Here is a 20,672-nt window from a genome sequence, read left to right on the forward strand (position 1 = left end):
GGAGGCACTTCAATGCAAGCTAAAGCAGTAGCGAGAACAGTTCGTATTGCTCCTCGTAAAGTTCGTTTAGTAGTAGACTTAATCCGAGGTAAGCAAGTGGGTGAAGCGATTGCTATCCTTAACCACACACCAAAAACTGCTTCTCCAGTTGTAGAAAAAGTTTTAAAATCTGCAATCGCAAATGCAGAGCACAATTATGAGATGGACATTAACAACCTAGTTGTAGAAAAAGTTTTCGTTGACGAAGGTCCAACGTTAAAACGTTTCCGTCCACGTGCAATGGGTCGTGCAAGCCAAATTAACAAACGCACAAGCCACATCACAGTTGTGGTATCAGAAAAGAAGGAGGGATAATCGATGGGTCAAAAGGTTAATCCAATTGGTCTTCGTGTCGGCGTTATCCGTGACTGGGAATCTCGTTGGTTCGCTGAGAAAGATTACGCTACATTATTACATGAAGACATCAAAATCCGTGAGTACATTAATGTACGCTTAAAAGATTCTGCTGTTGCTAAAGTAGAAATCGAACGTGCAGCAAATCGTGTAAATGTTACAATTCACACTGCAAAACCTGGTATGGTAATTGGTAAAGGTGGTACTGAAGTTGAAGCACTTCGTAAAGCTCTTAACCAATTAACAGGCAAGCGTGTACACATCAACATTTTAGAAGTTAAGAGAGCTGATCTTAACGCTAAATTAGTAGGCGAAAACATCGCTCGTCAATTAGAAAACCGTGTATCATTCCGTCGTGCACAAAAGCAAGTTATTCAACGTGCTATGCGTGCAGGTGCTAAAGGTATTAAAACACAGGTTTCTGGTCGTCTTGGCGGAGCTGATATCGCTCGTGCAGAATCTTACAGTGAAGGAACTGTTCCACTTCATACACTTCGCGCTGATATTGACTATGCAGCAGTTGAAGCTGATACAACATACGGTAAATTAGGCGTAAAAGTATGGATCTACCGTGGAGAAGTCCTTCCTACAAAAAAGAAAGCTTCTGAGGAAGGAGGAAAATAATATGTTAATGCCAAAACGCGTAAAATATCGTAGAGAGCATCGTGGTAAAATGCGTGGTCGTGCTAAAGGTGGAACTGAAATTGCTTTCGGTGAATTCGGTTTACAAGCACAAGCTGCTTCATGGATTACAAACCGTCAAATCGAAGCTGCTCGTCGTGCAATGACTCGTTACATGAAACGTGGCGGTAAAGTATGGATTAAAATTTTCCCTTCTAAACCTTACACTGCAAAACCTCTAGAAGTACGTATGGGTTCCGGTAAAGGGGCACCAGAAGGCTGGGTAGCAGTAGTAAAACCTGGGAAAATTATGTTCGAAATCGCGGGTGTATCTGAAGAGGTAGCACGCGAAGCATTACGTCTTGCAGCTCACAAGTTACCTGTGAAATGTAAATTCGTAAAACGTGAAGAAAATGGTGGTGAATCTAATGAAAACTAATGATATTCGTGAATTAACCACTGCCGAAATCGAAACAAAAGTTAAAGCTTTAAAGGAAGAGTTGTTTAATCTTCGCTTCCAACTTGCTACAGGACAATTAGAGAATCCAACTCGCATTCGTGAAGTGCGTAAAGCAATTGCTCGTATGAAAACTGTAGTTCGTGAAAGAGAGATCGGAATTAATCGATAAATTGAGGGGAGGTTTGCATAGTGAGCGAACGTAACCAACGCAAAGTTTATACTGGTCGTGTAGTGTCTGACAAAATGGACAAAACGATTACAGTTTTAGTTGAAACTTACAAAACTCATTCCTTGTACGGAAAACGTGTTAAGTATTCTAAGAAGTACAAAGCCCATGATGAGCAAAACCAAGCGAAACTTGGCGATATCGTTAAAATCATGGAAACTCGCCCGCTTTCTGCTACTAAGCGTTTCCGTTTAGTTGAAATCGTTGAAGAAGCGGTTATTATCTAAATAGACGAATCGGAATTTTTAGTCCGAAGGGAGGTTTCATAACATGATCCAACAAGAATCTCGTTTGAAAGTTGCTGACAACTCTGGTGCACGTGAACTTTTAACAATTAAAGTATTAGGCGGCTCTGGTCGTAAATATGCTAACATTGGTGACATTATCGTTGCTACGGTAAAACAAGCAACACCAGGTGGCGTTGTTAAAAAAGGTGACGTTGTTAAAGCAGTAGTGGTACGTACGAAGAGCGGAGCTCGTCGTCCGGACGGTTCTTACATCAAATTTGATGAAAACGCAGCGGTTATCATTAAAGACGATAAGAGCCCACGTGGTACTCGTATCTTCGGACCAGTAGCTCGTGAATTACGTGATAGCAACTTCATGAAGATCGTTTCTTTAGCTCCAGAAGTTCTATAATTTAAGGTATTGCCTTGCTAAGGAGGTGCAGAATTAAGATGCATGTAAAAAAAGGTGATAAAGTACAGGTAATCACTGGTAAAGACAAAGGAAAACAAGGCGTTATCCTTGTGGCTTTCCCAAAGCAAAACCGTGTTATCGTTGAGGGTGTCAATATCGTTAAGAAGCACTCTAAGCCATCTCAATTAAATCCACAAGGTGGAATTATTACTAAAGAAGCACCTATTCACGTTTCTAACGTTATGATTTTAGATCCGAAAACAGGTGAACCTACTCGTGTAGGCTTCAAAGTAGAAGATGGTAAAAAAGTTCGTATTGCAAAAAAATCTGGTGAATTATTAGATAAATAATTTTCTTAAGAAAGGAGGTCACTTCATTGAATCGCCTTAAAGAGAAGTTCCAAAAGGAAATTACTCCTGCTCTAGTGAGCAAGTTTAACTATAAATCTGTAATGCAGGTACCAAAAATCGAAAAGATCGTAATCAACACTGGTGTTGGTGACGCGGTATCTAACTCAAAAGCGTTAGACAACGCAGTAGAAGAATTAACACAAATCACAGGTCAAAAACCTGTTGTAACTCGTGCTAAAAAATCAATCGCTGGTTTCCGTCTTCGTGAAGGTATGCCAATCGGTGCGAAAGTAACTTTACGCGGCGAGCAAATGTATGAGTTCTTCGACAAATTAGTATCAGTTTCTTTACCACGTGTACGTGATTTCCGTGGTGTTTCTAAGAAATCATTCGATGGTCGTGGAAACTATACATTAGGTGTTAAAGAGCAACTTATTTTCCCTGAGATTGATTATGATAAAGTAAGCAAAGTCCGCGGTATGGACATCGTAATCGTTACTACAGCGAAAACTGATGAAGAAGCTCGTGAACTTTTAACACAATTCGGTATGCCATTCCAAAAATAATGGAAGCCAACGCTAAGTAGAGGAGGCGAAAACGTGGCTAAAAAATCTATGATAGCGAAACAAAAGCGTACTCCTAAGTTTAAAGTACAAGAGTATACACGTTGCGAACGCTGCGGTCGTCCGCATTCTGTATACCGCAAATTTAAACTTTGCCGTATTTGTTTCCGTGAACTTGCATATAAAGGTCAAATTCCTGGTGTTAAAAAAGCTAGTTGGTAAAACCCACAAATGGGAAGGAGGTAAAACACATGGTGATGACAGATCCAATTGCAGACATGCTTACTCGCATCCGTAATGCGAACATGGTACGTCATGAGAAATTAGAGGTTCCTGCTTCTAAAATCAAAAAAGAGATCGCTGAACTTTTAAAACGTGAAGGTTTCATTCGTGATGTAGAATACATCGAGGATAACAAACAAGGTATCCTTCGTATTTTCCTGAAATATGGTGCAAACAATGAACGTGTAATCACTGGATTAAAACGTATCAGTAAACCTGGCTTACGCGTTTACGCTAAAGCTGACGAAGTACCACGTGTACTTAACGGATTAGGTATCGCTCTTGTTTCTACATCTAAGGGAGTAATGACAGACAAAGACGCTCGTCAATTACAAACTGGTGGAGAAGTAGTAGCATACGTTTGGTAATATATATTTAAAACGAACGGAGGTGTGACCACATGTCTCGTATTGGTAAAAAGATTCTTGAAATCCCTGCAGGTGTTACTATTACAGTTGCAGAAGACAATACTGTAACAGTAAAAGGCCCTAAAGGTGAATTAACTCGTACTTTCAATGCTGATATGCTTATCAAAATTGAAGAGAATACATTAACAGTTGAGCGTCCATCTGAACAGAAGGAACACCGTGCATTACACGGTACAACTCGTGCTTTAATCGGAAACATGGTTGAAGGTGTAACTGAAGGTTTCGCACGCGGACTTGAATTAGTCGGTGTTGGTTACCGTGCTCAAAAACAAGGTGATAAACTTGTATTAAGCGTAGGTTATTCTCATCCAGTAGAAATGACTCCGGAAGCAGGTCTTGAAGTTGAAGTACCTGCACCAACTAAGATCGTAATTAAAGGTATCGACAAGCAACGTGTTGGCGAATTCGCTGCTAACATCCGTGCTGTACGTGCTCCTGAGCCTTACAAAGGTAAAGGTATTCGTTACGAAGGCGAAGTTGTTCGTCGTAAAGAAGGTAAAACTGCTAAGTAAACCCGTTAGGTGAGAGAAAGGAGTGACAAGAATGATCACTAAAGCTGATAAAAATGCGACTCGTAAGAAAAGACATGCACGTGTACGTGCTAAACTTACTGGTACTGCAGAGCGTCCACGTTTAAACGTGTTCCGTTCTAACCAACATATTTACGCTCAAGTTATTGATGATGTGAATGGTGTAACGTTAGTAAGTGCATCTACTCTTGATAAAGACCTTGCTCTTAACGGTACTAGCAATATTGAAGCTGCTACGAAAGTTGGAGAATCAGTTGCTAAGCGTGCTGTAGAGAAAGGCGTTAAAGAAGTAGTATTTGATCGCGGTGGTTACTTATACCATGGCCGTGTTAAAGCTCTAGCTGAGGCTGCTCGTGAGGCTGGATTACAATTTTAATGGTCAAAGGAGGGAAAATTGATGCATCGCATTGACCCAAGTAAATTAGAACTTGAAGAACGTGTAGTTACGATAAATCGTGTCGCGAAAGTTGTTAAGGGTGGTCGTCGTTTCCGCTTTGCTGCACTAGTTGTAGTTGGCGATAAAAACGGTCATGTTGGATTCGGTACTGGTAAAGCACAAGAGGTACCAGACGCAATCCGTAAAGCTATCGAAGACGCTAAGAAAAACTTAATCGCTGTACCATTAGTTGGTACAACAATTCCACACACAATCAACGGTCATTTTGGCGCTGGTGAAGTATTCTTAAAACCTGCTGCTGAGGGTACTGGTGTTATTGCTGGTGGACCTGTTCGTGCGGTCCTTGAATTAGCTGGTGTACAAGATATTCTTTCGAAATCTCTTGGTTCTAACACACCAATCAACATGATTCGCGCTACTGTGAACGGATTAAGCGAACTTAAGCGCGCTGAAGATGTTGCAAAATTACGCGGTAAATCTGTAGAAGAGCTACTAGGTTAAGGAGGGAAAACAAATGGCGAAAAAGTTAGAAATTACCCTCACTCGTAGTGTAATTGGTCGTCCACAAGATCAACGTGCGACGGTAGAAGCTTTAGGTCTTAAAAAGTTGAATTCAACTGTAGTTAAGGAAGAAACTCCTGCTATTCTTGGTATGATCAACAAAGTTTCTCACCTTGTAACTGTAAAAGAAGCTTAAGGATAACTCATTAATATAAGGAGGTGCCTGGGAATGAAACTTCATGAATTAAAACCTGCAGAAGGTTCTCGTAAAGTACGTAACCGTGTCGGTCGTGGTATCGGTTCTGGTAACGGTAAAACTGCTGGTAAAGGTCATAAAGGACAAAACGCACGTTCTGGCGGCGGTGTTCGTCTTGGCTTCGAAGGTGGTCAAACTCCATTATTCCGTCGTTTACCAAAACGCGGCTTCACAAACATTAACCGTAAAGAGTTTGCTATTGTAAACTTATCAACGTTAAATCGTTTTGAAGATGGTACAGAAGTAACACCTGAATTATTGCTGGAAACTGGCGTTATCAGCAAGTTAAACGACGGTGTTAAAGTTCTTGCAAGCGGAGCAGTAGAGAAAAAACTAACTGTTAAAGCGCACAAGTTCTCTTCAAGTGCTAAAGAAGCAATTGAAGCAGCTGGCGGATCAGTTGAGGTGATCTAATGTTTCGTACAATCTCCAACTTTATGCGCGTTGCTGAGATAAGACGTAAAATATTATTCACTTTAGCGATGTTAATCGTATTCAGGATTGGCACGTTTATCCCCGTGCCATTTACAAATGGAGACGTACTGAAGGCACAAGATCAATTAAATGCTTTAGGTATTCTAAATACATTTGGCGGTGGAGCCTTGAAAAACTTCTCCATCTTTGCGATGGGAATCATGCCGTATATTACAGCATCCATCATCGTGCAATTATTGCAGATGGATGTTGTTCCTAAATTTTCGGAATGGTCGAAGCAAGGTGAAATGGGCCGTCGTAAATTAACGCAATTCACGCGTTACTTTACAATTGTTCTTGCGTTTATTCAGGGGTTTGGTATGTCAATCGGTTTTAACGGTATGGTAGGTGGACAATTAATTTTGAATCCAGGTTGGAGCACTTATTTATACATTGCTACGGTACTGACTGCTGGTACTGCATTTTTAATGTGGTTAGGTGAACAGATTACAGCTAAAGGTGTAGGTAATGGTATTTCCATCCTTATCTTTGGCGGTATTGCCGCAGCGATCCCAAGTGTTATATCTCAAGTGTATCAGCAACAGTTTCAAAATATCGGAGATCAATTGTTCATGAGTATCGTTAAAGTTGCATTGATTTTACTAGCTGTGCTAGCAGTTATTGTGGGTGTTATTTTCATTCAACAGGCTGTTAGAAAGATTCCAATTCAATATGCGAAGCGTGTAACAGGAGGAAATGGTGGTTATGCTGGAGCACAAAACACACATTTACCGCTTAAGGTAAATAGTGCTGGTGTTATTCCAGTAATTTTTGCTGTTTCATTCTTAATTACGCCTCCGACTATTGCACAGTTCTTCCCGAAACATGATGTATCGCAGTGGATTATTGCAAACTTTAACTATTCTCACCCAGTGGGAATGATCATATATGTTGCGCTCATTGTAGCCTTCACATATTTCTATGCATTTGTTCAGGTTAATCCAGAGCAAATGTCAGAGAATCTAAACAAGCAAGGTGGATATGTTCCAGGTATTCGTCCGGGTAAGAATACGGAACAATATCTAACAAAAATCTTGTATCGTTTGACCTTTGTAGGATCAATTTTCCTAGCAGCGATTGCAATCTTACCAGTTATCTTTACGAAATTGGGAAATCTTCCTCCGTCTGCACAGATCGGTGGAACGAGTATGTTAATCGTTGTCGGCGTTGCTTTAGAAACAATGAAGCAGCTAGAAAGCCAACTGGTAAAACGCCATTACAAAGGGTTTATCAAGCAGTGAGTAAGTGGGAAGAATTGTCTTCCCTACATGCTCATGTACTCTGAGGGGGAACAAGGATGAACTTAATTTTAATGGGGCTTCCTGGTGCTGGTAAAGGTACACAAGCCGAACAGATTGTTGCCAAGTATAACATCCCTCACATTTCAACAGGAGACATGTTCCGTGCAGCTATGAAGGCTGAAACTGAAATGGGTCTACAAGCAAAATCTTTTATTGATAAAGGTGCACTTGTTCCAGATGAAGTTACAATCGGAATCGTTCGTGAACGTTTAAGTCAAGACGACTGCGTAAGAGGTTTCTTACTAGACGGTTTCCCACGAACTGTTGCACAAGCATCAGCTCTTGAAGAAATTATGAAAGATCTTGGCAAAAAAATCGACTATGTTTTAAACATTAATGTGGATTCAGGGTTGTTATTAAAACGCCTTACAGGCCGTCGCATTTGTAAAGAGTGCGGTGCGACTTACCACTTAGAATTCAATCCACCAGCAAAAGCTGATGTGTGCGATAAATGTGGTGGCGAATTATATCAACGCTCTGATGACAATGAAGAAACTGTAGCAAATCGTTTAGATGTAAATATTAAGCAAACAAAACCTTTGCTTGATTTCTACGAAGAGCTTGGTTACTTACAAAGCATTAATGGTGAGCAAGATATCAATAAAGTATTTGCTGATATCGATGTTCTCATCGGAGGCTTAGCGTAATGATAATCTGCAAAACTCCTCGCGAGATAGAAATCATGCGAGAAGCTGGCAGGATCGTTGCTTTGACTCATCAAGAGTTGAAACAGCACATTACTCCAGGAATTACAACGAAAGAGCTCGATCAAATAGCGGAAAAGACGATTCAAAAATATGGTGCTACGCCATCTTTTAAAGGATACAACGGATTTCCGGGGAGCATATGTGCTTCTGTAAATGAAGAGCTTGTACACGGAATTCCAGGGAAGCGCAAGCTCAAAGAGGGCGATATCATCAGTATCGATATTGGTGCGAAATACAATGGGTACCATGGAGATTCTGCATGGACGTATCCAGTTGGAAACATTTCTGAATCTGTTCAAAAGCTACTTGATGTCACAGAAAAATCGTTGTATCTTGGTCTAGAACAAGTAAAACCAGGCGAGAGATTATCAAATATCTCACATGCGGTTCAAACCCATGCTGAAGAGAATGGATTCTCGATCGTTAGGGAGTATGTTGGTCACGGAATCGGGCAAGACTTACATGAGGACCCTCAAATCCCGCACTATGGTCCACCAAATAGAGGCCCTAGATTAAAGCCGGGAATGGTCATCTGTGTTGAGCCGATGGTGAATCAAGGAAGACGATATGTAAAAACACTATCTGATGACTGGACAGTGGTAACGGTAGATGGTAAATGGTGTGCCCATTTTGAGCACACGATTGCTCTTACAGAAGCAGGATACGAAATCCTTACCACTTTATAAGTAGCTGGCTCTCCGGGATTTCAGAGCAGTGTAAAATGTTACTGATTTGAAGAAGGGAGAACTATTGAATGGCTAAAGATGATGTAATTGAAGTCGAAGGTACCGTTCTTGAAACGTTGCCAAATGCTATGTTCAAAGTAGAATTAGAGAATGGGCATGTCGTATTGGCTCACGTTTCTGGTAAAATCCGTATGAACTTCATTCGTATTTTACCAGGAGACAAAGTTACGGTAGAATTATCTCCGTACGATTTAAATCGTGGTCGTATTACGTACCGTTTTAAATAATATAGCACTCCGTAATCTTTAAGGAGGTTCGAGACATGAAAGTAAGACCGTCAGTTAAACCAATCTGCGAAAAATGTAAAGTTATTCGTAGACGTGGAAAAGTAATGGTTATTTGTGAAAACCCTAAACATAAACAAAAACAAGGTTAATCAGAAGGAGGTGCATTCGTAATGGCACGTATCGCAGGTGTAGATATTCCTCGAGACAAACGCGTTGTTATTTCTTTAACTTACGTATTCGGCATTGGTCGCACAACTGCTGAAAAAATTCTTGCTGAAGCAGGTATTTCTGAAGAAACACGAGTTCGTGATTTAACGGAAGACGAATTAGGACGTATCCGTGATATCATCGATCGTATTAAAGTTGAGGGAGACCTTCGTCGTGAAGTATCTCTTAACATCAAACGTCTAATGGAGATCGGTTCTTACCGTGGTCTTCGTCACCGTCGTGGTTTACCAGTTCGTGGTCAAAACTCTAAAAACAATGCTCGTACACGTAAAGGTCCACGTCGTACAGTAGCAAATAAAAAGAAATAATAAGTAAAGGAGGTTGAACTAACAATGGCACGTAAAACAAACACTCGTAAAAAACGTGTGAAAAAGAATATTGAAGCTGGTATAGCTCATATTCGTTCTACTTTCAACAACACAATCGTAACACTTACAGATACTCACGGTAACGCACTTTCTTGGTCTAGTGCTGGTGCACTTGGTTTCCGTGGATCTCGTAAATCTACTCCATTCGCTGCGCAAATGGCTGCTGAAACTGCTGCTAAAGCTGCAATGGAACACGGTTTAAAAACTTTAGAGGTTACTGTTAAAGGTCCTGGTGCTGGTCGTGAAGCTGCAATTCGTGCTCTTCAAGCTGCAGGTCTAGAAGTAACAGCAATTAGAGATGTTACTCCAGTTCCTCATAATGGATGTCGTCCACCAAAACGTCGTCGTGTGTAATTTTTCTGTATAGAATTTTCCCTTTTGTCTATAATGGATATGATGCATTATCGAGAAATTTCGTACAGAAACATCGCTTGTTGTGCACAATCGGGAACTGCCTAAGGGGGACTTTCGGTTAGACAGGGGTTATACCTTTGTTTAACCGGGGTTTCGACGTTTTGAAGGAGGGTTTAGTTAATGATTGAAATCGAAAAGCCGAAAATCGAAACGGTTGAACTTAACGAAGATGCTAAATATGGTAAATTCGTAATTGAACCGCTTGAGCGTGGATATGGTACTACTTTGGGTAACTCCTTACGTCGTATTCTTTTATCCTCACTCCCTGGTGCCGCTGTTACTGCTATCCAAATCGATGGCGTATTACATGAATTTTCAACAGTTGAGGGCGTAGTAGAAGACGTTACGACGATCATCTTAAACTTGAAAAAGTTAGCTCTTAAAATCTACTCTGAAGAAGAGAAGACGTTGGAAATTGATGTACAGGGCGAAGGTATTGTCACAGCTGCTGATATTACTCACGATAGTGATGTAGAAATCTTAAATCCAGATTTACACATTGCAACGTTAGCAAAAGATGCGCATTTCCGCGTGCGTTTAACTGCAAAGCGTGGCCGTGGGTATACGCCAGCTGATGCAAATAAAAGCGAAGATCAACCAATAGGAGTAATTCCTATTGATTCTATTTATACTCCGGTATCACGTGTGACTTACCAAGTGGAAAAGACACGTGTCGGACAAGTGGCTAATTATGATAAGCTTACGCTTGATGTATGGACGGATGGAAGCATCGGGCCAAAAGAAGCTATCTCTTTAGGTGCCAAAATCTTAACTGAGCATTTAAATATCTTTGTTGGTTTAACTGATGAAGCACAAAATGCTGAGATTATGGTCGAGAAGGAAGAAGATCAAAAAGAGAAAGTTCTTGAGATGACTATCGAAGAACTAGACCTTTCTGTTCGTTCTTATAATTGCCTAAAACGTGCAGGAATTAATACTGTACAAGAGCTTGCGAACAAAACAGAAGAAGATATGATGAAAGTTCGTAACTTAGGACGTAAATCCTTAGAAGAAGTTAAACATAAACTTGAGGAATTAGGTTTAGGTTTACGTAAAGACGACTGAGGATTTAAACCCATCAACAAAGGAGGGAACTACGAATGGCATACAGAAAATTAGGCCGTACAAGTGCGCAACGTAAAGCTATGTTACGTGATTTAGCTACTGATTTAATTATCAACGAGCGCATCCAAACGACAGAAACTCGTGCAAAAGAACTTCGTTCTGTAGTGGAAAAAATGATCACTTTAGGTAAACGCGGAGATCTTCATGCTCGTCGTCAAGCAGCAGCTTTCATTCGCAATGAAGTAGCTAACGCTGAGACTGGTCAAGATGCACTTCAAAAACTATTCGCTGATGTAGCTCCACGCTATGCTGAGCGCCAAGGCGGATACACTCGTATTGCAAAAATTGGTCCACGTCGCGGAGACGCAGCACCAATGGTAATTATCGAGTTAGTATAATGATAATTAAAAGGGCAGGACAGTTCTTTTCAAGAAACTGGTCATGGCCCTTTTTTTTAAATATAAAAATAGGCTAACTTGGCGAAGGAAAGGGTGCCTTCTATTGAAAAAAGAGAAACTTCGGATAAAAAATATATCATTTCAATATCCTGGGGCAGCCACTTATGCATTAAAAGATGTTTCATTTTCCTTATATGAGGGAGAATGGGTATCTATTATTGGACAAAACGGTTCAGGAAAGTCTACACTTGCAAAATTATTGAATGGTTTGTTTTTGCCAGAAGCAGGGACTATTATAATAAATGATACAATGGTTTTATCAGAGGAAACGGTATGGGATGTTCGAAAACAAATTGGAATGGTATTTCAAAATCCAGATAATCAATTTGTTGGAACAACAGTGCAAGATGATGTTGTATTTGGCTTAGAGAATATCGGAATGCCAAGAGAACAAATGATTGAAAGATTAGAACAGGCCTTGCAACTTGTCCGTATGGAAGATTTTCTTAATGATGAGCCTCATTCCTTATCCGGTGGGCAAAAGCAGCGAGTGGCAATAGCAGGCGTTTTAGCACTTCAACCATCTATTTTAATATTAGATGAAGCAACGTCAATGTTAGACCCTCAAGGGAGACGTGAAGTAGTAGAAACGGTTAGACAGCTTGTTACTCAAAAAGGTATTACTGTGTTATCGATTACGCACGATTTAGAAGAAGCGGCACAGTCAGATCGTGTCATTATTTTAAATAAGGGAGAAATATTAGAGGAAGGGACTCCAGAAAAAATTTTCAAATCCTCTCATATGCTCCAAGAAATTGGCTTAGATGTACCGTTTTCAGTGAAAATAGCAGAATTATTAAAAAGAAATGAAATTCTCTTGCAAAATACGCATCTTACAATGGAAAGCTTGGTGAACGAACTTTGGAGATTACATTCCAAAAAGTAGAGCATCGTTATCAATATAAAACTCCATTTGAAAGACGCGCACTTTATGATGTAGACGTGTCGTTTCCAAGTGGGGGCTATTATGCCATTATCGGTCATACTGGTTCAGGTAAGTCGACGATGATTCAACATTTAAATGGTTTATTGCAGCCGACAAATGGTACAGTTCAAATTGGTGAACATTTGATTTCGGCAGGAAAGAAAGAAAAAAAGCTAAAGCCACTACGTAAAAAAGTAGGGGTTGTCTTTCAATTCCCAGAACATCAGTTGTTTGAAGAGACTGTGGAGAAAGATATTTGTTTCGGCCCTACTAATTTTGGAGTATCTGTAGACGAAGCAAGGCAAAAGGCTAGAAAGGCAATTGAACTTGTAGGGCTAGAACCGGAACTGTTAACACGTTCTCCGTTCGAATTAAGTGGTGGACAAATGAGACGTGTTGCTATAGCGGGTGTACTGGCGATGGAACCTGAAGTGCTTGTATTAGATGAACCTACAGCAGGACTAGATCCAAAAGGGCAGAACGAACTTATGGAGATGTTTTATAAGCTGCACAAGGAGAAGGGTCTTACAGTTATCCTTGTAACGCATAATATGGAGGATGCTGCTCAGTATGCGGAGCAGATTGTAGTTATGCATAAAGGAACGGTCTTTTTGCAAGGAAGTGCAGAGGAAGTATTTTCACATGCTGATGAACTAGAGAAAATTGGTGTGGATCTTCCTATGTCATTAAAGTATAAACGTGCAATTGAAGAGAAGTTTGGTATTTCAATTCCAAAGGCTACCTTATCTTTAGAGGATCTTACTCATGAAGTTGTGCAGGTGATACGAAAAGGTGGTCATGAATCATGCAGCAGTTGATTATTGGGAGATATATCCCGGGGAATTCACTTATTCATCAACTTGATCCACGTACGAAGCTGCTGATTGTCTTTTTATATGTATTTGTTGTTTTCTTAGCAAATAATGCGATTTCATATGGATTTTTATTTTTATATGCACTCATTGCTTTATTTTTTGCAAAAGTGCCGATTCGTTATGTACTTTCGGGCTTAAAACCAATTTTATGGATTTTTCTTTTTACATTTTTCCTGCATATTTTTACAAATAAAGAGGGGGATGTACTATTCCAGCTTGGTTGGTTTTCGATATATGAAAAAGGATTAGAGCAAGGGATATACATTTCTGTACGATTCTTCGTTATTATTTTAATGACGACATTATTAACGTTAACGACGACACCTATTGAAATTACAGATGGTTTGGAGACGTTATTAAAGCCGTTGAAGCGTATAAAGGTTCCTGTTCATGAAATCGCATTAATGATGTCAATTTCTCTTCGTTTTATCCCGACATTAATGGATGAAACGAGTAAAATAATGAAAGCACAAGCGTCACGTGGTATTGATTTTGCCGGGGGACCGATAAAAGATAGAATGAAAGCTATTATTTCACTGCTCGTTCCTCTGTTTATCAGTGCTTTTAAGCGTGCAGAGGACTTAGCCGTTGCGATGGAAGCTCGTGGATATCAAAGTGGTGAAGGACGTACTAAATTTAGGCAACTACGCTGGAAAACAAGCGATACAGTAACGATTGTCAGCTTATTTTGTTTAGCTTGTATTTTGGCATGGGTGCGATCGTAATGGAGAATAGAGAAATGGATAGAATAAAATGTACGGTTGCATATGATGGCATGCATTTTTGTGGTTATCAAATTCAGCCGAACCATCGTACTGTTCAACAGGAGATAGAAAAAGCATTGCAGAAATTGCATAAGGGAGAACTTGTTCGTGTTCAGGCATCTGGTAGAACAGATTCTACAGTTCATGCAAAAGGACAAGTAATACACTTTGATACTCCTTTGTCTCTTGAAGAGTGGCAATGGAGTAATGCTTTAAACACAATGTTGCCAGATGATATTGTTATTAGGCAAGTAGAGAAAAAAACAGAAGAATTTCATGCACGTTACGGTGTTGAGAAAAAAGAATATCGTTATCGTGTATTATTATCAAAGACTGCGGATGTATTCCGTAGAAATTACGTATATCAATATCCATACCCGCTCGAAATCAACTCTATAAGAAAAGCAATTCCTTATTTTATTGGAACGCATGATTTCACTTCTTTTTGTTCGGCAAAAACTGACAAAAAAGATAAAGTGCGAACAATTTATGAAATCGAGTTAATTGAACAAGATGATGAAATAATTTTTCGTTTTGTAGGTAATGGATTTTTATATAATATGGTCAGAATTATTGTTGGTACGTTACTTAGCGTAGGGCAAAGAAAGCTTGATCCTGATAGCATTCCAGAGATTTTAGCGAAACAAAATCGTCAGTTTGCTGGAAAGATGGCTCCAGGTCATGGGCTTTACTTATGGGAGGTAAACTATAACAACTAATCCTGGTGTAACATTTGCTTGACATTAGAAACTCAAAAGTATATCATAACATATGGTATTGTTTCTAAAACCACGATTAGCCCCGGAAGGAAATCGTGTTTAAGATAAACAATAGATTTTTTCTATGGAAAAGATAACGAGGAGGGAAACACATGCGTACGACTTTTATGGCAAAAGCTAACGAAGTTGAGCGTAAATGGTATGTGGTTGATGCTGAAGGTCAAACTTTAGGTCGCCTTGCTAGTGAAGTAGCATCCATTTTACGTGGTAAAAACAAACCTACATTTACACCACACGTTGACACGGGTGATCATGTAATTATTATTAACGCTGAGAAAATTCATTTAACAGGTAATAAATTAAACGATAAAATTTACTACCGTCACACTAACCACCCAGGTGGACTTAAGCAAAGAACAGCTCTTGAAATGCGTACAAACTACCCTGTACAAATGTTAGAGCTTGCAATTAAAGGCATGCTTCCAAAAGGACGCTTAGGCCGTCAAGTTTCTAAGAAACTTAACGTGTATGCTGGAGCAGAGCATCCACACCAAGCACAAAAACCAGAAGTTTACGAACTTCGCGGATAATTAATTAAAGGAGGGCTTACTTTGGCACAGGTTCAATACTATGGCACTGGACGTCGTAAGAGTTCAGTAGCGCGCGTACGCCTAGTTCCAGGCGAAGGACGCGTTATCATTAACGGTCGTGATTTTGAAAACTATATCCCATTTGCTGCATTACGTGAAGTAGTGAAACAACCTCTAGTTGCAACAGAAACTTTAGGTAACTACGATGTACTTGTAAACGTAAATGGTGGTGGATACACTGGTCAAGCTGGTGCTATTCGTCACGGTATTTCTCGCGCTTTATTAAAAGCTGATCCAGAATACCGTCTAACACTAAAACGTGCAGGTCTATTAACTCGTGACGCACGTATGAAAGAGCGTAAAAAATACGGTCTTAAAGGCGCACGTCGTGCACCTCAGTTCTCAAAACGTTAATTTTTGCGAACTACAAACCCCAACCATTTTGGTTGGGGTTTTTTTATGTTTCATTCCTCTTTTGCAATTTTTATAGCTTGGAATATTTTAGTGCTACCGCCACGCGTATGCTTCTTCTTTAGAAGTTTAGACTAATACGTATTAGGGAGGTTTATAAGTACTATGAATGTCATTGTCAGCTTACAAGAAAAACAAAAAGAAAAGCAGTTAAAATACGAGCGGAAGATGTTGCGGGAATTATCATTAAAAACATTGCGTTCAAATATTCGTGATGCCTTTCAAATGCAAGAGCTTCATCGTCAGTATGAAGATTACTGTATTGAATTAGGGATAGAATCTTATTTATTAGGAGCGAGATATAGTAAATTTGGTTATTATGGTGAATCGTTTTTTGATGTGAAATATAGAGCTTTAGAAGAAGAACAACAATTAACTGAAACGCTATTTCAATTTTTAACGAGTATGACTATGCGAGAAATAAAGTTGAAAGATGAGGAATTACTTTTTGAATCTTGTCAGCAGTTTATAGGATTGTGGTGGCAAGAAGGGTATGAAAAAGGTGAAAGAAGATATCGATTAAAGCTTCATTAAGACAAGCATAAACTTTCCTCTTGTCCCATATAAGTAATTAGAGGGACTAGCTGGAGGAGGAAAGGTATGAAGAGAATTCGAATTATCTCTTTTGCACTCGCTGCGGTTGTATTGTTTTTTTTAGTCAAACAAGAATTTCAAATTACAAAATCGTGGCGTGCTTGGAATTTACCCTTATCAGGGAAAGTAATCGTATTAGATGCTGGGCATGGTGGACCAGATGGAGGGGCTGTTGGTGGAAAGGATATTATAGAAAAGGATATTACGCTTGAAATTACAAAAAAGGTACAAGACTATTTACAAGAACAAGGTGCACTAGTCATTTTAACGCGTGAGGGAGATTATGATTTAGCTAACAAAGATACAAAGTCATATAGCAGACGTAAAGCAGAGGATTTAAAAAAACGTGTAGAAATCATCAATAAACCTGATGTAGACTTTTTTGCAAGTATTCATTTAAATGCTTTAACTAGTAGTGGATCGAAAGGCGCACAAACGTTCTATTACCGCTCTTCAATTGAAAATGAACGTGCTGCAAAATTTATACAGGCTGAATTGAGAACAAGTTTAGAGAACACGAATCGTTCTGCTAAGACTATTTCGCATGTGTATTTATTAAAGTATTCTAAAACACCAGGTGCTTTAATTGAAGCTGGCTTTTTATCGAATGTGAACGAAAGGTATATGTTAAATTCGGAGAAATACCAGCAAAAGGTAGCAGCTGCAATATACCGTGGTATATTACGTTATTTCACGGAAAAAGGAAATCCTCCAGAATAAGGAGGATTTTTTTGAGCTTCTCTCGTTAACGAAGTTTTCGGAAAATATGTTATACTGGAAATGTAAACGCATTTATTTCAAGAATAAGCAGAGATAAATTCAATTAACATTACGTTATTTTTCATACAGGGGGCTGGGCTAATTATGGTAACGAAAGAGCAAGTGGTTGAAGCGTTAGAAGGGATTGTAGATCCGTTTTTACATAAAACATTAAAAGAAACAAGTGCAATTAAAGAGGTAACAGTCAAGCCAGAGAAGGAACATGTGAGTGTCAAAATTGCAATCGTAAAAACCGGTACAGCGGAACAAATGCAGTTGCAGTCTGGAATTGTAAAGTTAGTAAAAGAACTTGGGGCAGCAACAGTTGGACTTCGTTTTGCAGAATTTACAGAAGAGGAATTAGCTCAGTTTGCACCGGAACAAGAAGAAGAGCAAAGTGAATCTTTATTGTCACCTAATTCAAAAACAACATTCTTAGCGGTAGCGAGTGGAAAAGGTGGCGTGGGAAAATCAACTGTTTCCGTTAACCTTGCAGTTGCTTTAGCTCGTTTAGGAAAAAAAGTTGGTATTATCGATGCGGACATTTACGGTTTTAGTGTGCCAGACATGATGGGGATAGAAAAACGTCCTATCGTAAGAGGTGACAAGATAATTCCGGTGGAACGTTTAGGTGTAAAGGTAATCTCAATGGGCTTCTTTGTAGAGGATAATGCACCAGTTATTTGGAGAGGACCTATGCTTGGGAAAATGTTAAACCACTTCTTCACAGAAGTAGAATGGGGCGATTTAGATTATTTAGTACTAGATTTGCCACCAGGCACAGGTGATGTTGCGTTAGATGTGCACTCAATGTTGCCATCTTGCAAAGAGATTATTGTAACGACGCCTCATCCAACAGCTGCGTTTGTAGCAGCGCGTGCTGGAGCGATGGCATTGCGCACTGAACATAGTATTCTTGGTGTTGTTGAGAATATGGCATATTTTGAAAGTAAGGTAACTGGTGAGAAAGAATATGTATTTGGAAAAGGCGGGGGAGATAAGTTAGCTACCGAATTACAAACGAATGTTCTTGGTCGAATTCCGCTACAACAACCCGATTGGAATAAAGAAGACTTTGCTCCTTCAGTATATGAAGATACACATACAACGGGCATTATTTATAGTAAAATAGCTGAAACAGTAATTGATAAAACAGCTGTTACACAAAAATAAAGTGAAACTTTAATCAGTGGGGTTCACCTGTTACTGACAACAATAAGGCTTTTGTTGTTAGTAAACCTTTCGCTTAACTAGAGGGGGGCCATTTTGTCTGTTAATAGTAAGATAAAGTAATAACGAGTGAACAATGTATACATTGTTCACTCGTTATTATAGTTATTATTTTTTACTGTTCTTCCTTCTTCTCGCCTTGAGAACCACCGTCACCGCCTGCTTCTTTCTTACCAGATCCGCCTTTTTCAGCTTTTTGCACACCTTTACTAATGATATCAATCATCTTGGCTTGGAAGAGTGGACTTTCAGCAGTTTCTGTTAGTACTTGTTGTAGATATTGACGGTATTCTTTACTCTTCATTGTTTGTAACATCATTTTTTCTACTTCAGGATTTTTCATAATTTCTATAACACCTGCTTGGTATTCAGGGTCTTTTAGTAAGGTTTTCATTAATTGAGTTTGTTCTTTCCCCATACTTTTAGCAAACTTTGATGAGAACTCAGGATCTTTAAAGAGCTTTTCCCAGAATTGTTGCCCTTTATCGGATACCATGGCATCTTCAATCGTTTTCTTTACTACTGTTTCATCTAGTATGAGTGCTTGTTTCATTTTTTCATCAGTTAATACATCTTGAATAGCTTTCTTACCTTGATCTGTTTTTAAAATATCAACAATCATTTTCTTTGTTTGATCGTAATCTAGTTCGGATTTCGTTTCTTTTCCTTGTGCGCATGCTGCAAGTGCGATAAGTAGAAAAGAAGAAACGAAAATGAATAGCATCCGTTTCATAAGTTGGAACTCCTTTCAGCACAGTTCTCTCTTTTTAATATAAATATCTTTAAGGAATTTATACATGAACATGGCTAGCTTTTTGAAATTGTCATTGATACAATTTAATTAGAAATATAAGGATAATGGGGGATGTGTTGTGAATAGCCGCAAGTGGGTACGACTATTTTTAACGACGTTGTTTCTTGGTGGGATTAGCACAGTTATTATTGGTTTTGTTTTGGAGTGGGACAAGTACAATGAATTTTTTCAAAATTTCGACGGTAAGGAGATTTTAGCAGTATCTTTCTGGCTGATGGGTGTAGGATTTATTTTTAGTGTTATAAGTCAAATGGGATTCTTTGCATATTTAACAATCCACCGTTTTGGACTAGGGATGTTTCGCTCATCTTCTTTATGGAATGCAGTCCAGCTCTTCTTTATTGCATTCGTATTATTTGATTTTGTGTATTTAAGATCTGTACTTATTGCAAATGGGGAAGTCTCGTTAGGGAATAACATACTTGTTGCTGGAATATTATTTGTGTTTGGAGCAATTGTTGCTTATGTAAAAAGTAAAGAAACAAATAAAAAAGCATTTGTGCCAGCTCTGTTCTTTATGGTTGTTGTAACAATCCTTGAATGGGTACCGGCGCTTCGGATTAATGATACAGATTGGCTATATTTAATGGTTATACCGCTATTGTTATGTAATGCGTATCAATTACTTGTATTACATCGTTTAATCGGAAAAACAAGTAAATCAGCTTAATAGAGAGAGGTTTTATACACCAGCAGTTATAATGCTGGAAATAGTATGATTAAAAAAGCTCTACCACCTTCTTGAAAGGTAGTAGAGCTTTTTATGCGTGAAGAGTAGTAGGGAAGAAGCTACTTCACATCTTCACTTTTCGTACTTGTGTTGGAAATAAGTTGTGACACGGATATTTGCTCATATCCATCACTTTTTATTTTTTGCAGGAGCAGCGGTAAAGCTCTATTTGTTTGAAGGGCAGAATCGGATGCGTGTAATAAGACGATATCTCCACCTTTCAAATTATTAGAGACAGTGGAAACGATGTTATTTACACCTGGGTTTTTCCAATCGTTTGAATTATTACTCCAATGCACGACGGTGTATCCAAGTGATTCTGCGATTTTAAGGGTTGCTTTGTTAAATTCGCCACTAGGTGGACGTAACAGCTTGACTTGTTTTACACCAAGTTTCGTAAAAACATCTTGTGCTCGTAAAAGGTCTCGTCTTATTTCATTTGTCTCTAGAGAAGTATAGGATGTGTAATTGTACCCCATACTACCAATTTCGTGTCCGTCTTTCATGATTCGCTCTACAATATCGGGGTGTCTTTCGGCCCATGCAGCAGAAAGGAAGAATGTTGCA

At 39.1% G+C, this 20,672-nt stretch carries 36 protein-coding genes (1 of these 36 cut by a window edge); 34 read left to right on the top strand and 2 right to left on the bottom strand.

Translation table 11 applies throughout. The annotated features are described in order from the left end of the window. The first annotated feature begins 12 nt into the window (after positions 1 to 12). The 33 genes from rplV to NST86_RS00855 all read left to right on the top strand — a co-directional run bounded on the left by rplV (position 13) and on the right by NST86_RS00855 (position 18,504). Positions 13 to 354 carry a 50S ribosomal protein L22 gene (gene rplV, locus NST86_RS00695; RefSeq protein WP_001148024.1) on the top strand — a complete coding sequence of 114 codons (342 nt, stop codon included), beginning with the start codon at positions 13 to 15 and terminating at the stop codon, positions 352 to 354. Positions 355 to 357: 3 nt separating this feature from the next. Further along, entirely contained in the window at positions 358 to 1,017 is a 660-nt protein-coding gene (rpsC, locus tag NST86_RS00700) for a 30S ribosomal protein S3 (RefSeq protein WP_000529956.1), read from the top strand. Position 1,018: 1 nt separating this feature from the next. Further along, positions 1,019 to 1,453, top strand: coding sequence for a 50S ribosomal protein L16 (rplP, locus tag NST86_RS00705; protein WP_000928969.1), 435 nt, complete (start codon positions 1,019 to 1,021; stop codon positions 1,451 to 1,453). Further along, positions 1,443 to 1,643, top strand: coding sequence for a 50S ribosomal protein L29 (rpmC, locus tag NST86_RS00710; protein ID WP_000855718.1), 201 nt, complete (start codon positions 1,443 to 1,445; stop codon positions 1,641 to 1,643). The genes rplP and rpmC overlap by 11 nt, the downstream gene beginning before the upstream one ends. A 20-nt stretch (positions 1,644 to 1,663) precedes the next feature. After that, on the top strand, positions 1,664 to 1,927 hold the full coding sequence (rpsQ, locus tag NST86_RS00715) for a 30S ribosomal protein S17 (protein WP_000004106.1): 264 nt from the start codon (positions 1,664 to 1,666) through the stop codon (positions 1,925 to 1,927). A gap of 43 nt (positions 1,928 to 1,970) precedes the next feature. Further along, positions 1,971 to 2,339: a 50S ribosomal protein L14 gene (gene rplN / locus NST86_RS00720; protein ID WP_000615912.1), complete on the top strand. Its 369-nt coding sequence runs from the start codon at positions 1,971 to 1,973 to the stop codon at positions 2,337 to 2,339. 38 nt (positions 2,340 to 2,377) lie between these two features. Continuing rightward, entirely contained in the window at positions 2,378 to 2,689 is a 312-nt protein-coding gene (gene rplX, locus NST86_RS00725) for a 50S ribosomal protein L24 (protein ID WP_000558200.1), read from the top strand. Positions 2,690 to 2,715: 26 nt separating this feature from the next. Then, a complete protein-coding gene (rplE, locus tag NST86_RS00730) occupies positions 2,716 to 3,255 on the top strand; it encodes a 50S ribosomal protein L5 (RefSeq protein WP_001080831.1) in 540 nt (179 codons plus the stop codon). Positions 3,256 to 3,288: 33 nt separating this feature from the next. Further along, on the top strand, positions 3,289 to 3,474 hold the full coding sequence (gene rpsN / locus NST86_RS00735; RefSeq protein WP_001085700.1) for a 30S ribosomal protein S14: 186 nt from the start codon (positions 3,289 to 3,291) through the stop codon (positions 3,472 to 3,474). A 29-nt stretch (positions 3,475 to 3,503) separates the two neighbouring features. Beyond that, the gene (gene rpsH / locus NST86_RS00740; RefSeq protein WP_000245511.1) at positions 3,504 to 3,902 is read left to right on the top strand and encodes a 30S ribosomal protein S8; all 399 of its coding nucleotides are present in this window, start codon (positions 3,504 to 3,506) and stop codon (positions 3,900 to 3,902) included. A gap of 32 nt (positions 3,903 to 3,934) precedes the next feature. Further along, a complete protein-coding gene (gene rplF, locus NST86_RS00745; protein ID WP_000086558.1) occupies positions 3,935 to 4,474 on the top strand; it encodes a 50S ribosomal protein L6 in 540 nt (179 codons plus the stop codon). 31 nt (positions 4,475 to 4,505) lie between these two features. Next, a complete protein-coding gene (rplR, locus tag NST86_RS00750) occupies positions 4,506 to 4,868 on the top strand; it encodes a 50S ribosomal protein L18 (RefSeq protein WP_000628816.1) in 363 nt (120 codons plus the stop codon). Between the two features lie 21 nt (positions 4,869 to 4,889). Further along, complete coding sequence (gene rpsE / locus NST86_RS00755; RefSeq protein ID WP_000554646.1) at positions 4,890 to 5,390, top strand: 30S ribosomal protein S5; 501 nt, start codon at positions 4,890 to 4,892, stop codon at positions 5,388 to 5,390. Positions 5,391 to 5,403: 13 nt separating this feature from the next. Continuing rightward, positions 5,404 to 5,586 carry a 50S ribosomal protein L30 gene (gene rpmD, locus NST86_RS00760; RefSeq protein WP_001085234.1) on the top strand — a complete coding sequence of 61 codons (183 nt, stop codon included), beginning with the start codon at positions 5,404 to 5,406 and terminating at the stop codon, positions 5,584 to 5,586. Between the two features lie 33 nt (positions 5,587 to 5,619). Continuing rightward, positions 5,620 to 6,060 (top strand): 50S ribosomal protein L15, encoded by a 441-nt coding sequence (rplO, locus tag NST86_RS00765; protein WP_000766081.1) that lies wholly within the window; start codon positions 5,620 to 5,622, stop codon positions 6,058 to 6,060. Continuing rightward, on the top strand, positions 6,060 to 7,361 hold the full coding sequence (secY, locus tag NST86_RS00770) for a preprotein translocase subunit SecY (RefSeq protein WP_000490117.1): 1,302 nt from the start codon (positions 6,060 to 6,062) through the stop codon (positions 7,359 to 7,361). Before rplO ends, secY begins: the two co-directional genes overlap by 1 nt. A gap of 56 nt (positions 7,362 to 7,417) precedes the next feature. Beyond that, entirely contained in the window at positions 7,418 to 8,068 is a 651-nt protein-coding gene (locus NST86_RS00775; protein ID WP_001048989.1) for an adenylate kinase, read from the top strand. Beyond that, complete coding sequence (map, locus tag NST86_RS00780; RefSeq protein ID WP_000582539.1) at positions 8,068 to 8,814, top strand: type I methionyl aminopeptidase; 747 nt, start codon at positions 8,068 to 8,070, stop codon at positions 8,812 to 8,814. Before NST86_RS00775 ends, map begins: the two co-directional genes overlap by 1 nt. A gap of 68 nt (positions 8,815 to 8,882) precedes the next feature. Continuing rightward, a complete protein-coding gene (infA, locus tag NST86_RS00785) occupies positions 8,883 to 9,101 on the top strand; it encodes a translation initiation factor IF-1 (protein WP_001029884.1) in 219 nt (72 codons plus the stop codon). 35 nt (positions 9,102 to 9,136) lie between these two features. Next, positions 9,137 to 9,250 (top strand): 50S ribosomal protein L36, encoded by a 114-nt coding sequence (gene rpmJ / locus NST86_RS00790; RefSeq protein ID WP_000868344.1) that lies wholly within the window; start codon positions 9,137 to 9,139, stop codon positions 9,248 to 9,250. Between the two features lie 21 nt (positions 9,251 to 9,271). Then, complete coding sequence (gene rpsM, locus NST86_RS00795) at positions 9,272 to 9,637, top strand: 30S ribosomal protein S13 (protein ID WP_000090788.1); 366 nt, start codon at positions 9,272 to 9,274, stop codon at positions 9,635 to 9,637. Positions 9,638 to 9,661: 24 nt separating this feature from the next. After that, entirely contained in the window at positions 9,662 to 10,051 is a 390-nt protein-coding gene (rpsK, locus tag NST86_RS00800) for a 30S ribosomal protein S11 (RefSeq protein ID WP_000101798.1), read from the top strand. A gap of 180 nt (positions 10,052 to 10,231) precedes the next feature. Next, positions 10,232 to 11,176, top strand: coding sequence for a DNA-directed RNA polymerase subunit alpha (locus NST86_RS00805; RefSeq protein WP_000569643.1), 945 nt, complete (start codon positions 10,232 to 10,234; stop codon positions 11,174 to 11,176). A 35-nt stretch (positions 11,177 to 11,211) separates the two neighbouring features. Beyond that, on the top strand, positions 11,212 to 11,574 hold the full coding sequence (gene rplQ / locus NST86_RS00810; RefSeq protein ID WP_000331490.1) for a 50S ribosomal protein L17: 363 nt from the start codon (positions 11,212 to 11,214) through the stop codon (positions 11,572 to 11,574). A gap of 103 nt (positions 11,575 to 11,677) precedes the next feature. Next, positions 11,678 to 12,520: an energy-coupling factor ABC transporter ATP-binding protein gene (locus tag NST86_RS00815; protein ID WP_000711765.1), complete on the top strand. Its 843-nt coding sequence runs from the start codon at positions 11,678 to 11,680 to the stop codon at positions 12,518 to 12,520. Next, positions 12,496 to 13,377, top strand: a complete 882-nt coding sequence (locus NST86_RS00820; protein WP_000406534.1) for an energy-coupling factor ABC transporter ATP-binding protein — start codon at positions 12,496 to 12,498, stop codon at positions 13,375 to 13,377. The genes NST86_RS00815 and NST86_RS00820 overlap by 25 nt, the downstream gene beginning before the upstream one ends. After that, positions 13,365 to 14,159 carry an energy-coupling factor transporter transmembrane component T family protein gene (locus NST86_RS00825; RefSeq protein ID WP_001186528.1) on the top strand — a complete coding sequence of 265 codons (795 nt, stop codon included), beginning with the start codon at positions 13,365 to 13,367 and terminating at the stop codon, positions 14,157 to 14,159. The genes NST86_RS00820 and NST86_RS00825 overlap by 13 nt, the downstream gene beginning before the upstream one ends. Positions 14,160 to 14,173: 14 nt before the next feature. After that, positions 14,174 to 14,917: a tRNA pseudouridine(38-40) synthase TruA gene (truA, locus tag NST86_RS00830; RefSeq protein ID WP_144576109.1), complete on the top strand. Its 744-nt coding sequence runs from the start codon at positions 14,174 to 14,176 to the stop codon at positions 14,915 to 14,917. 152 nt (positions 14,918 to 15,069) lie between these two features. After that, complete coding sequence (rplM, locus tag NST86_RS00835) at positions 15,070 to 15,507, top strand: 50S ribosomal protein L13 (protein ID WP_001260793.1); 438 nt, start codon at positions 15,070 to 15,072, stop codon at positions 15,505 to 15,507. A gap of 21 nt (positions 15,508 to 15,528) precedes the next feature. Continuing rightward, on the top strand, positions 15,529 to 15,921 hold the full coding sequence (rpsI, locus tag NST86_RS00840; RefSeq protein ID WP_000079986.1) for a 30S ribosomal protein S9: 393 nt from the start codon (positions 15,529 to 15,531) through the stop codon (positions 15,919 to 15,921). Positions 15,922 to 16,083: 162 nt separating this feature from the next. Then, entirely contained in the window at positions 16,084 to 16,512 is a 429-nt protein-coding gene (locus tag NST86_RS00845) for a DUF2521 family protein (RefSeq protein ID WP_001101005.1), read from the top strand. Between the two features lie 66 nt (positions 16,513 to 16,578). Continuing rightward, complete coding sequence (cwlD, locus tag NST86_RS00850) at positions 16,579 to 17,292, top strand: N-acetylmuramoyl-L-alanine amidase CwlD (RefSeq protein ID WP_000822439.1); 714 nt, start codon at positions 16,579 to 16,581, stop codon at positions 17,290 to 17,292. Between the two features lie 144 nt (positions 17,293 to 17,436). Continuing rightward, positions 17,437 to 18,504 carry an Mrp/NBP35 family ATP-binding protein gene (locus NST86_RS00855; RefSeq protein ID WP_000256628.1) on the top strand — a complete coding sequence of 356 codons (1,068 nt, stop codon included), beginning with the start codon at positions 17,437 to 17,439 and terminating at the stop codon, positions 18,502 to 18,504. Between the two features lie 172 nt (positions 18,505 to 18,676). Here NST86_RS00855 and gerD read toward each other — a convergent pair whose 3' ends face one another. Further along, positions 18,677 to 19,294 carry a spore germination lipoprotein GerD gene (gerD, locus tag NST86_RS00860; RefSeq protein ID WP_000827295.1) on the bottom strand — a complete coding sequence of 206 codons (618 nt, stop codon included), beginning with the start codon at positions 19,292 to 19,294 and terminating at the stop codon, positions 18,677 to 18,679. A gap of 139 nt (positions 19,295 to 19,433) precedes the next feature. Here gerD and kbaA point away from each other — a divergent pair, with 139 nt between their 5' ends. Then, the gene (kbaA, locus tag NST86_RS00865) at positions 19,434 to 20,045 is read left to right on the top strand and encodes a KinB signaling pathway activation protein KbaA (protein WP_001088523.1); all 612 of its coding nucleotides are present in this window, start codon (positions 19,434 to 19,436) and stop codon (positions 20,043 to 20,045) included. A gap of 119 nt (positions 20,046 to 20,164) precedes the next feature. Here kbaA and pdaB read toward each other — a convergent pair whose 3' ends face one another. Beyond that, a protein-coding gene (gene pdaB / locus NST86_RS00870; RefSeq protein WP_000464705.1) for a polysaccharide deacetylase family sporulation protein PdaB crosses the window boundary here: on the bottom strand, positions 20,165 to 20,672 show its 3' portion. The gene runs 257 nt beyond the window's last position; the window shows 508 of its 765 coding nt (coding positions 258–765); its start codon lies off the right edge, out of view; it ends in the stop codon at positions 20,165 to 20,167.

Origin of the sequence: Bacillus sp. FSL L8-0199, assembly GCF_038005705.1 — a bacterium.
GTDB classification, from domain to species: domain Bacteria; phylum Bacillota; class Bacilli; order Bacillales; family Bacillaceae_G; genus Bacillus_A; species Bacillus_A cereus.